At 61.7% G+C, this 884-nt stretch carries 1 protein-coding gene; it reads left to right on the top strand.

Annotated elements, in window-relative coordinates; genetic code table 11:
* Positions 1 to 4 precede the first annotated feature (4 nt).
* Positions 5 to 884 (top strand): elongation factor Tu (tuf, locus tag AKL28_RS23670; protein ID WP_050470712.1); only part of this gene is annotated, 880 nt, incomplete at its 3' end.

The raw sequence follows: 884 nt of genomic DNA, 5'->3' as shown, positions 1-884 counted from the left end.
TAAAATGGCAAAAGGCAAGTTTGAGCGGACCAAGCCGCACGTGAACGTGGGCACGATTGGCCACGTTGACCACGGCAAGACCACGCTGACCGCAGCGATTGCAACGGTGTTGTCGAAGAAGTTCGGCGGCGAAGCGAAGGCGTATGACCAGATCGACGCGGCGCCAGAAGAAAAGGCGCGCGGCATCACCATCAACACCGCGCACGTTGAATACGAAACTGCAAATCGCCACTACGCCCACGTTGACTGCCCCGGCCACGCCGACTACGTCAAGAACATGATTACCGGCGCAGCGCAGATGGACGGCGCGATCCTGGTGTGCTCGGCCGCTGACGGCCCGATGCCACAGACTCGCGAACACATCCTGCTGTCGCGTCAGGTTGGCGTTCCTTACATCATCGTGTTCCTGAACAAGGCCGACATGGTGGACGACGAGGAACTGCTGGAACTGGTCGAAATGGAAGTGCGCGAACTGTTGTCGAAGTACGAGTTCCCAGGCGACGACCTGCCAATCGTGAAGGGTTCGGCCAAGCTGGCGCTGGAAGGCGACACGGGTCCCCTGGGCGAGCAAGCGATCCTGGCCCTGGCCGAAGCGCTGGACACCTACATCCCGACCCCGGAACGTGCCGTTGACGGTACCTTCCTGATGCCGGTGGAAGACGTGTTCTCGATCTCGGGCCGCGGCACCGTGGTGACCGGCCGTGTTGAGCGCGGTGTGGTGAAGGTCGGCGAAGAAATCGAAATCGTCGGTATCCGCGACACCCAGAAGACCACCTGCACCGGCGTGGAAATGTTCCGCAAGCTGCTGGACCAAGGTCAGGCTGGCGACAACGTTGGCGTGCTGCTGCGCGGCACCAAGCGTGAAGACGTGGAGCGTGGCCAGG

The sequence above is a fragment of the Herbaspirillum chlorophenolicum genome, assembly GCF_001189955.1.
GTDB lineage: Bacteria > Pseudomonadota > Gammaproteobacteria > Burkholderiales > Burkholderiaceae_D > Herbaspirillum > Herbaspirillum chlorophenolicum.
This window is presented reverse-complemented; position numbering and strand designations above follow the sequence as displayed.